Raw genomic sequence first — 9,304 nt, forward strand, 5'->3', positions numbered from 1 at the left:
GGCAACGCTTCGCGTGCGTTGCCGATGACCTCAGCCATGACCGCACAGACGGTCATGGGTGCCCGTGCTTTCGCCGACCTTGGTCTCGGCGAAAAGGAACTGCAGAAGCACACCGTATTGGATGTGCTTCCGTTCCGGCTTGAGCGTGTGCTAGCTGGCGCCAGCCCGCTTGCCGCGAAAGGCCGGACGCTGCTGGTCGTTGTGTACCAGCAGCATGAAGGGCAGCAGGCGCAGTATTACACGCTGCCGCTGGGAGAAGAAGCCGCTGCCATGTAGGTGCAGCGGCATTGGGGAGCTGCATGGCCGATGGCTGCATGCAGTGGGGGAAGCACCATGGCTTTGCCGTTCTGGTGCTACAACGGTGAGCACCGCGGTTATGGACGCGGTGCAATCCCGTGAGGTGCTGCCCCATTGGGCGCAGCACCTCACCCTTACGCGGCTTGCCACTGCACAAGCCGCGCTCCGCTTCACCTTTTATCAAAACATATACGTTCCGAAAGCATCGGAAGGTCGTCTGATTCCCTAGTGGATGAAGAAGGGCCTTCCTTTTTGTTTTTCCGAATTTGGGTCAAAAACATAACCTATTCAAACGAAGGAGAGTTTCCTATGAATAAATATGCTACTACTGAAAATGCGATTACCATAACTAAAGGTTCCGCTGAGTTACTGCGCATTCATATCCCATATAACCCTGCATATATTGAGCGGATTCGTCGGATTAATGGCAGAACGTGGGAAGCCAAACAAAAAGTGTGGATCATCCCATACACCATAGCTGCTCTTCAGGAGTTCATGAATCAATTTGATCCTGATGACGTTCTGATTACCCCAGAGTTGTGGGTTGAAAATGAGAATTTACAGCAATGGAAAGCTAGTAAGGCAAACCATCCATGGAGCAAAGAGCCGTTACAGAAGGCATTAAAGTTACGAGGATACAGCCGCAAAACGATTAAAGCATATTGTAATCAGGTCGAACGTTTTCTGAGTAGCTTTCCCCTTAAAGATACCGATGTGACTACTTCCAAAATTCAGACGTATTGTTTAGGTTTACTTGAGCGAGGGATCTCCCATTCAAGCGTGAATCAGACGATTAGCGCGCTCCGCTTCTATTGCAAACATGTACTCCATCACCCTACGGAAATCCAGTATATTCGTCCCAAGAAGCAGACCAAGCTTCCGCAAGTATTGTCGGAAAAGGAAGTCGCTCAATTGCTCAAATCCGTAACCAACCCTAAACATAAGGCCATATTGTTTCTAACCTATTCTTCTGGACTTCGTGTAAGTGAAGTTGTGCGTTTGCGGTGCAGCGATCTTGATATTGAAAGGCAAACACTCATCGTGAGACAGGGGAAGGGGCAAAAGGATCGGAGAACGATCCTATCGAGTCTAGCGTGGGATATGGTGCAGAAATACGTCACTGAATATAGACCAACTCGTTGGCTCTTTCCAGGGCAATCTTCTGATCGGCATCTTACGGAGCGGAGTGTGCAGAAGGTTTTTGAAGAAGCCAGACAACGTGCAGACATTGTGAAAAAGGTTAGTATTCATGTCTTGAGGCACTCTTTTGCTACTCATTTGTTGGAAAACGGAACAGACCTGCGCTATATTCAGGAACTACTTGGTCACACGAGTGCACGAACAACACAGCGATATACGCATGTGAGTACGAAAAATATTCAGCGTATTCAGAGCCCATTGGATCGTTTGGATCTGGGAGATTGAGTGTTTGCTATAAATCTACCTTTTTCACCAAATTCTTCTTCGCAAATACCACTGCTTGGGGTATCATATACGTAGTTCAGAAATCATGCAGGATCTGTGGTATTTACGAAGTACATAAATTAGATGTTAGCAGAAATCCCCGAGAGTTAAAGAACATTCTAAAACGCTATAGGTACATAATTAAGATGATAAAATCTTTTTAAATTGTTGGAAATAAAACCATACATATTTTGGAGGGGAATAAAAATGATTTTTGAAATGACTACTCAAGTTCGGGTATCTAACATTGAAGAAGGACAGAAATGGTATGAAACACTCTTAAATAGAAAGCCTGATTTTATACCTCATGAGGGATTTGCAGAGTGGGAACTAATTCCTGGTTGCTGGTTACAGGTTGCTGAAGGAATACCCACAGAAGGTAATGGACCATTGCGCTTGGGCACAACGAATATTGAAGCTCAAAGAGATAGACTTGTTGAATTAATAGAAATAGATGATTTTGAAATATACTCAAGACCAGAGGTTCCAGTCAAATGGGGAACCTTTACAGATCCTTGGGGAAATCGTCTTGGATTTTTTGAATACTTGGATAAGAGCGAGGAACGAGAACGAATAAAAATGATCATTGGAACTAAAGAAATTTAATTAAAATAGGTGAAACAAGTTTGAATAGAAGAGTTGATTAGTGAGCAGGCCGAAGAAGTCGGGGAAATCTGCTAACATAATATTCACGCATCGGGCCATTCGGCCCTCGGTCCGCCCGAGGCATTTCGAGGGAGCGCGGATCAGGCGGACACACCTGCGAGGCTAACTGCGCAAGCGCAGCCGGGGACTTCGTCCCCTTAAGCCTCTCGGCATCGTGAACATAACAACGTTATAGGAAATGGCTTAGATACATATTTAATCACAATTATTGGGGGATTATTCAATGGAGCAGGTACGGAAATTAATATTCACCAGAAAACCCGGTCTTGAAGAAAATGACATTATAAATACTGAAAAACTTTTAGGAGCTAAATTTCCAAATAAGTTTCGAGAACTCGTCAAGCTAGTAAACCATGCTGAGATTGATGAGTGGATTTTATACCCGATTAAAGATAATAAGAGAATAGCTAAGACCTTTGACGATATTATAAGAAACAATAAGGAACTGGATTTTAGAAATATGAAAGAACGATTTATATTTATCGGTGAAGATGGAACCGGAGATTTAATAGGTTATAAGATAAATAATGAAGGTAATATGGAAGAAACGGTTTATTATTTAAACCATGAGAGCCAAGAAGTAACTCTTTTATTTAACGATATTGAAGAAATGATTAAAACTCTATTAAAGAATAAATAACAATTTTGTGAGTTTGCTCAAAGAAGAAGCCACATCCTATAACATTACATTATCACTGCGGTCGCTACGCTCCCTTGGTCACCAGGACGAAATTTCTAAGAAGTGGATTCAGGTGACACATCCAACCGACTAAGTGGCAGAGCCACCCGGACCTTTGGTCCTTAAGCCATTTGGACGTCGGTAATGCGCGAACGTTATACGACAGAATCAAATACATAGAAAAGAGGATCATATGATCCTCTAAATGCTAGAGTTTTGCAATTCACTAAAGAGTTGTAGAGCGTCTTTGAAACCTTGTATGTAGATACTTCTTTCTAAGATGGATTGAAGAGAAATTTGAGCGTCTTCGTAAAGAAAAACTGTATGTTGAAGTTGATCAGGCAAAGCATCGCGAAGTGCTTTAAAGTATTGATCTGTCTCAGTAGAAAGTTGCTTGTATTCCGTATGGCATTTCACAAGTTCAGTATAGAGTAATTCTAGACGTATTCTTATCAGCGGTTCTGTAAGCAATTCTAATGTATTAATCATATAATATTCCTCCTTCTATTAACTCTATAGAGTTATTATATAACCTTATGAAGTTAATTACAAGGTGAATATTTGACTTTATAGAGTTAAAACTTCGCTTTTTGTTGATGATTACTAATGAGGGAGATAAGATAGAACTATGGAGGGGAAAAGATGAACGTAATCAAGTGCAATATACGAGAACTCATGGCAGAACATCGAATAGATGATATAACAGAACTGATGGTGAAATCAGGTCTAAGTCGGAACTCAATCAACAAGTTATATAGGGAAACAAATATAGAAACAACAAAGCTGGAAACTTTATTCAAGCTATGCGATACATTTAACTGCAAGTTATCTGATTTGATTGAATATGTACCAGAAGAAAATAAATAGTGAGCGCCATTTCGAGAAGCAATTAAGTCTTTAACATGATATTTATTGGAGTCTTGGTCTGCGGAAAAAATCTCAGAAAAGTATTCAGCAGACAACCCTTGGTTAATTTAGTTATTAAAAAATGTTATTAGGAATTATATGAATAAATATAATAACTATGGAGGCTTAACATGAGTGACTTTCTAACACCAAAATATGATTTGGGATTGTTTTACTTGTCTGGACACTTAGAAGAAATCGACATTTCATTAATAAAATCTGATTTGAATGAGAATGGAATTGGACTTAAAGCAATAGATAAAAGTGGGAGAGTTACTGCTTCGATTGAAGACTTTACTAATGTTTTTTCATTTTTAGTTAATTCACCATTGGCCATGGGATTGGTTTCAGGAATTCTTGCAAGTGCTGGATGGGAAAGTATAAAAACCGTGATAGTGCGTACTTTCAAAAAAATTAGGGGTGAAAAGTATAGCAAGATAACAAGAAATGGTGTTGAGTCGAAGCAAATAACTTTTGGAATTGAGATTAAAATTAATAATGATCATTACAACTTTAAATTTAATGGGATTTCATCGGATGAAGCAATTCACGAAGCATTAGATAAAATTATTCCTTTGTTAAAGAACAAGCAATTAGAACCAAATGAGTCAAACATACTATTAGCATCTGGATTACCTAATTATATAGCTACTTATGATGAATCATTAAAAATATGGATAGTTAGAGGGACTAATGAAATCATTTCAGAAAAAATACAAAACTCAAAATAAATTACCTAGATTCGAATATGACATTGCCTTTGGTTTGTAAGATGAGGTAGGCAGTGAAACGAAGTCAGTTTACTATCCCATGAAGCTATATCCGTCGGCTCTGGAGTACCAACCTTAAGCTTTTTAGATTCGTATACAAGAACGTTTTAGAAAATCAAGTCTAATGCTAAGGAGAAACAATTATGAAGAAAAGTCCAATGACGATTATCTCAAGTCTACATAATGATTCTAAGCAAATAATTAGTAACTATTTGAAACTTCATTCTGAAAGCTCTTACAAACAATACCTTTCTTCAATAGCTGATATATTTTCTTTTACTCAGAAAGAAAATGTGCGGAATCTTACATTTAATGACTATTTACCGATCTATCAAAAATATATTAACGATGAACAGAAAACAACCCAAGATTTATACAAAGAATCCTTCTTTAAATATTTATATGCAAATGATCTGATAGTGCCTGATGGATTTAATGAAATTTGGTTGAAAGATGACTTGATAAGGCATTTTCTAAAGAAGATGAGTGATGCAGAAGGTTCTTCTAAAGATGAAAAATTCTCTTATGAGAATAGCCTATCTTTCAGTGAAGTTCTAAAAATTGATAAATTATTAGATCAAGAGTTCACTAAATTCGATACTCTTCGAATGGCATTTGTATGGTATTTGTTATTTGAAACAGAATGTTCAGTTAGAGAAATATTAATGCTCACTAGTGACGACTACAGAGATGGGGAAATAGTTACTTATAAAAATACAAGGTATGTAGTTCCAGATAGATATAAAAACGTATTTGAACATCTTTCTGAAAAGCAATATAACGGTTTTAAAAACCTAAACAGCATAGTTTCGAAGCTTGGAATCCTTGCCGGAATATCGGATCTAAAGCCAATAAGGATAAAAAATGCTAGAAAAGTGAATATGATAAAGTGTGGTGGATGTAATCAAAATATTACAAACCTATCCACTAACTGGAGTTCAGTTAATAACCGTATTATTTGTGTTAAATGTGCTGACTCATTAAAAAAAAAGCATAATAATATAGTGGAAGAAGCCATAGAGAAGAATGAAATTGAATTGGTTAGTGAAGAAAGTCTTCGTGCCTCATCAGTCATGTTCACTTTTGATGAGTTAAGAAGTAAAGTCACTCATGTTATAGATTATTTAAAACTACATGAATTTCAAATGCAGATAGGGAAACTTGGAGAAGCATATGTGTTTGAACATGAACTCCAAAAACTTAAAGACACACCTTATTTCACTTTAGTCGATGATAGTAAAGCTGCTGACCCAAATAATGGGTATGATATTCTTTCATATGATGATGACGGAAACATAATCTTCATAGAAGTCAAAACAACAATAAAAGAAAGTAGTGATTTTTATATATCACAACATGAAGTGAATACGGCTAGAGAATGTCAAACTAGGGGTGGAAAATATTTAATTTATAGAGTTGGCAATATATTGGGGGAGAAGGAGCATATAACTTTAGAAATTATAGATAACATTTTGGATACTGCTCTCTATGAGTTGGAACCTTTTAACTATAAGGTAAGAAAGAAAAAAAATATTGAGTACTGATTCGGAGAAGCGATCCCATCGTTTAACAATATATTCAAGCAGCGGCTTCTTTGGAGCCTTGGTTAGCAAGAGGGATTTCGAGGAGGGATTTCAGCAGACAACCTCTTCGGGGTTCTTAAATACAACAACGTTATAGGACAGAAAAGAACAGCTTTTAAACAGTTATAAAATAAGGGGGATATATTATGGATTTAATACTTACAGAAGAAGATTATAATCAAATGGAAGAAATACATAAGGATTTTTCAAAACAACATGATAAGTTTATGCTTGATACAAGTTCTGAAAGTAATCTTCAAACTATATTAAGGGCTCATTTATATATTGAGTATGAATTAGAGAAGATGTTATTGAGTACATTGGTGCATCCAGAGATATTAAAAGGTAAGTTGCGTTTCATTGATAAAGTTAGATTTGTATTTGCTTTAGACTTACTTCCATTAGAAACAATGAGTTCCATATTAAAGATAAATAAATTGAGAAATGCATTTGCTCATGAACTGGAATACAGTTTTTCAGAAGCTGATTTCGATCAATTAATGGAGTCCTTTTCAGAAGAGCAGAAAAAAAAATTACCATCATATTTAAGTAGTGAAACAGTGATTGATATAAGTGAGAAGCTTAAAATGGCTTTATTCACTGTATGGATAGAGTTGTACGAAGTTAATAATATTTCAAAGGAATTAGCTGAAAAGCTACAAAGAAATTTGGAAAATATAAAGAAAAATAAAAAAGTAATCTGAAAAGATCAGTAAGGGCATGCTCAAGAAGCAATACCGTCGTATAACATAATATTCAAGCAGCGTCTCCTTCGGAGCCTTGGTCTGCGGAGGGATTTCAAGGAGTAATTTCAGCAGACAACCCCTTTGGGGTTCGTGAATACAGGAACGTTATATGAAATAATGCCCCAAAACAGTTAAAAGATCCACATTCGCAACGTCCTGTTGCTTGTTGAAATATATAAATGGCGATGATTATGTAACAAAGGCAGGAAAATAGCAAGAATCAGTGGTGTGATATGGTATGGGTTAAGGTCGAGTGAGTAGATTTTCTATTTTATAGGGGGCGATAAAGAGATATGGGTAGTTCGAATCAATGGGATGCAGAATGGGAAGTATCAGAAGAATTAGCGCATAAATTAATAAGCAATCAGTTCCCACAGTTAGCTTCAAAAATCGTACAAAAACTAGGACATGGGTGGGACAATACGGTTTATCTTGTCGGGGCCGAATATGTATTCCGATTTCCAAGGAGAGAAGTTGCAATTAATTCTTTAAGGATGGAGAGAAAGATACTGCCTAAGCTTAAAGACTATTGTTCGATTGAATATTCGATACCGTTATTTTTTGGGGAAGGGGATTATGGTTATCCAGCACCCTTTTTGGGCTACCGCTATTTATCCGGCGAGTTTCCAATCGGATTAACTGACAAGCAACGTGCTCTTTCAGCAACAACTCTTGCTGTATTTCTAAAAAACTTACATGCATTCCCAATGCAGATAGCCCAAGAAAATGGAGTTCAACATGATCATAGAAATCTGACTGATATTACGATGCGTAAAGAAAAGATGCATAAATTCCTCTCTGACATTGCCCTTCATTTAAGCGAAGAAGAGTACCTTGCTTTATCGAATTATTTAGAACAGCTTAGAACTAAAAAAGTGAAGCAAAAGTATACATTCCTTCATGGTGACCTTCATTTTAAGAATATGCTGGTAGATGAGAATGGAAAAATCTCAGGGATTATCGACTGGGGAGATATAAACATAGGTCATCCTGCTTGTGACCTGAATGTTGTGTATAGCTTTTTACCTCCGGATGCGCGCTCAAACTTTTTCAAAGTATATGGAGAAGTTGATGAAGAAACGGAGATATTAGCACGATTGATTGCAATATACATCCCCATTTTGATCATGATGCAGGCAATTAATCTTAATGATATAAGGTTGATTGATGAAGCAAAGGCGAACATAAAACGTGCGCTCGCTGATTAAGATATTTCATTTCGCTAAAGGAGAACGATAATTGATTCGAATAAATAAATTTCTCTGAAAATATAACGAGGGTCAACGTCCTGTCTTTATTCGGAAAAGTGGGAAATTATATCATATAACAACGCATTCACGCATCGGGACTGACGCCTCTCGGTCCCGGAAGTGAGGAGCGAGGAAGCAATTGCCGGGACACATCCGCACCGACTAACCGCATCGCGGCCGGAAGCAAGCTACCTTGAGTCGGTGGGACGTCGTGAATGCAACAACGTTATCGGAAATAATATGTAGACTAAGGAGATAATTAATGAATTATACGAAGGAAGAATTAGACCTTATTGATAAGATAAATCAATACGTTAGCAATAAAGAAATCACAAATTATAAAGCCTTACCTAAAGAACTGTACCAAGAGATAAAGACAATAAAGAATGCTAAAAATATTATTGGATCTCTTCAATCATACCTTAAATTTTTAGGTTACAATTTCAAACCATTATCTAAATATCCAAAAGCTAATGATGAGATAATTACAAAACTTACACATTATTATCCTGATAAATATGTTATAGACTTGGAGAATGTTGATAGGAATTTATATTATATAATTCAAAAGAAAGCATTACACATCAAAATTGATATACCCCAGTATTTAAGTGATTTAGGTTTTTATTTTGTTTTTAAAAGCAATAATTATTCCCATGCCCCATCATTTTATAGAGGGAAATCAGAAGAGAAGTATATTGAACATCTAAACATACTCTTCCCAGAGAAAACAATTGTCATTGAGGAGTTAATAGAAAAGGATAGTTTGTTATTTGAAAATATCAATTATTTAAGGCAAATCCGTTCTATACAAACAATTGAAGAGTTATTAGAGTTTTTTGGATTCGTAGTAAATCGGAGATTTGAAAATTAAAATGGAAGTATTTCAAAGAATATATTTCTTCCGATAACATCATATTCACGCTGCGGACATTCGTCCTTG

At 36.9% G+C, this 9,304-nt stretch carries 11 protein-coding genes and 1 pseudogene; 11 read left to right on the top strand and 1 reads right to left on the bottom strand.

Annotated elements, in window-relative coordinates:
* The 5 genes and pseudogenes from AMS66_RS33780 to AMS66_RS16225 all read left to right on the top strand — a co-directional run.
* Nucleotides 1-276, top strand: a pseudogene (locus AMS66_RS33780) (B12-binding domain-containing radical SAM protein); the annotation flags it as partial.
* Entirely contained in the window at nucleotides 215-526 is a 312-nt protein-coding gene (locus tag AMS66_RS32350; protein ID WP_144424510.1) for a hypothetical protein, read from the top strand. The pseudogene AMS66_RS33780 and the gene AMS66_RS32350, both read left to right, overlap by 62 nt.
* Nucleotides 527-606: 80 nt before the next feature.
* Nucleotides 607-1,722 carry a site-specific tyrosine recombinase/integron integrase gene (gene xerA, locus AMS66_RS16215; RefSeq protein WP_236703438.1) on the top strand — a complete coding sequence of 372 codons (1,116 nt, stop codon included), beginning with the start codon at nucleotides 607-609 and terminating at the stop codon, nucleotides 1,720-1,722.
* A gap of 246 nt (nucleotides 1,723-1,968) precedes the next feature.
* Nucleotides 1,969-2,367: a VOC family protein gene (locus AMS66_RS16220; RefSeq protein WP_053781783.1), complete on the top strand. Its 399-nt coding sequence runs from the start codon at nucleotides 1,969-1,971 to the stop codon at nucleotides 2,365-2,367.
* Nucleotides 2,368-2,650: 283 nt separating this feature from the next.
* Nucleotides 2,651-3,067 (top strand): SMI1/KNR4 family protein, encoded by a 417-nt coding sequence (locus tag AMS66_RS16225; protein WP_053781784.1) that lies wholly within the window; start codon nucleotides 2,651-2,653, stop codon nucleotides 3,065-3,067.
* A gap of 240 nt (nucleotides 3,068-3,307) precedes the next feature.
* On the opposite strand, the gene AMS66_RS16230 is transcribed toward AMS66_RS16225, so the two are convergent.
* Nucleotides 3,308-3,595, bottom strand: a complete 288-nt coding sequence (locus AMS66_RS16230) for a DUF6809 family protein (RefSeq protein ID WP_053781785.1) — start codon at nucleotides 3,593-3,595, stop codon at nucleotides 3,308-3,310.
* Nucleotides 3,596-3,748: 153 nt separating this feature from the next.
* Between AMS66_RS16230 and AMS66_RS16235 the strand changes: the two genes are divergently transcribed.
* The 6 genes from AMS66_RS16235 to AMS66_RS16260 all read left to right on the top strand — a co-directional run bounded on the left by AMS66_RS16235 (nucleotide 3,749) and on the right by AMS66_RS16260 (nucleotide 9,235).
* Nucleotides 3,749-3,973 (top strand): helix-turn-helix domain-containing protein, encoded by a 225-nt coding sequence (locus AMS66_RS16235; protein WP_053781786.1) that lies wholly within the window; start codon nucleotides 3,749-3,751, stop codon nucleotides 3,971-3,973.
* Nucleotides 3,974-4,143: 170 nt separating this feature from the next.
* Nucleotides 4,144-4,743: a hypothetical protein gene (locus AMS66_RS16240; protein WP_053781787.1), complete on the top strand. Its 600-nt coding sequence runs from the start codon at nucleotides 4,144-4,146 to the stop codon at nucleotides 4,741-4,743.
* A 182-nt stretch (nucleotides 4,744-4,925) separates the two neighbouring features.
* On the top strand, nucleotides 4,926-6,326 hold the full coding sequence (locus tag AMS66_RS16245; protein WP_053781788.1) for a DUF3883 domain-containing protein: 1,401 nt from the start codon (nucleotides 4,926-4,928) through the stop codon (nucleotides 6,324-6,326).
* Nucleotides 6,327-6,511: 185 nt separating this feature from the next.
* The gene (locus AMS66_RS16250; RefSeq protein ID WP_053781789.1) at nucleotides 6,512-7,069 is read left to right on the top strand and encodes a hypothetical protein; all 558 of its coding nucleotides are present in this window, start codon (nucleotides 6,512-6,514) and stop codon (nucleotides 7,067-7,069) included.
* 335 nt (nucleotides 7,070-7,404) lie between these two features.
* On the top strand, nucleotides 7,405-8,319 hold the full coding sequence (locus AMS66_RS16255; protein ID WP_053781790.1) for a phosphotransferase: 915 nt from the start codon (nucleotides 7,405-7,407) through the stop codon (nucleotides 8,317-8,319).
* Between the two features lie 304 nt (nucleotides 8,320-8,623).
* Complete coding sequence (locus AMS66_RS16260) at nucleotides 8,624-9,235, top strand: hypothetical protein (RefSeq protein ID WP_053781791.1); 612 nt, start codon at nucleotides 8,624-8,626, stop codon at nucleotides 9,233-9,235.
* The last annotated feature ends 69 nt before the right edge of the window (nucleotides 9,236-9,304 follow it).

The organism is Paenibacillus xylanivorans (assembly GCF_001280595.1).
Taxonomy (GTDB): domain Bacteria; phylum Bacillota; class Bacilli; order Paenibacillales; family Paenibacillaceae; genus Paenibacillus; species Paenibacillus xylanivorans.

Bases quoted from the DNA above. Each gene is read 5' to 3' on its own strand.
- AMS66_RS16235 (WP_053781786.1), top strand. From the start codon at position 3,749: ATGAACGTAATCAAGTGCAATATACGAGAACTCATGGCAGAACATCGA.
- AMS66_RS16225 (WP_053781784.1), top strand. From the start codon at position 2,651: ATGGAGCAGGTACGGAAATTAATATTCACCAGAAAACCCGGTCTTGAA.
- AMS66_RS16230 (WP_053781785.1), bottom strand. From the start codon at position 3,595: ATGATTAATACATTAGAATTGCTTACAGAACCGCTGATAAGAATACGT.
- AMS66_RS16240 (WP_053781787.1), top strand. From the start codon at position 4,144: ATGAGTGACTTTCTAACACCAAAATATGATTTGGGATTGTTTTACTTG.
- xerA (WP_236703438.1), top strand. From the start codon at position 607: ATGAATAAATATGCTACTACTGAAAATGCGATTACCATAACTAAAGGT.
- AMS66_RS16220 (WP_053781783.1), top strand. From the start codon at position 1,969: ATGATTTTTGAAATGACTACTCAAGTTCGGGTATCTAACATTGAAGAA.
- AMS66_RS16250 (WP_053781789.1), top strand. From the start codon at position 6,512: ATGGATTTAATACTTACAGAAGAAGATTATAATCAAATGGAAGAAATA.
- AMS66_RS16260 (WP_053781791.1), top strand. From the start codon at position 8,624: ATGAATTATACGAAGGAAGAATTAGACCTTATTGATAAGATAAATCAA.
- AMS66_RS16245 (WP_053781788.1), top strand. From the start codon at position 4,926: ATGAAGAAAAGTCCAATGACGATTATCTCAAGTCTACATAATGATTCT.
- AMS66_RS16255 (WP_053781790.1), top strand. From the start codon at position 7,405: ATGGGTAGTTCGAATCAATGGGATGCAGAATGGGAAGTATCAGAAGAA.
- AMS66_RS32350 (WP_144424510.1), top strand. From the start codon at position 215: ATGAAGGGCAGCAGGCGCAGTATTACACGCTGCCGCTGGGAGAAGAAG.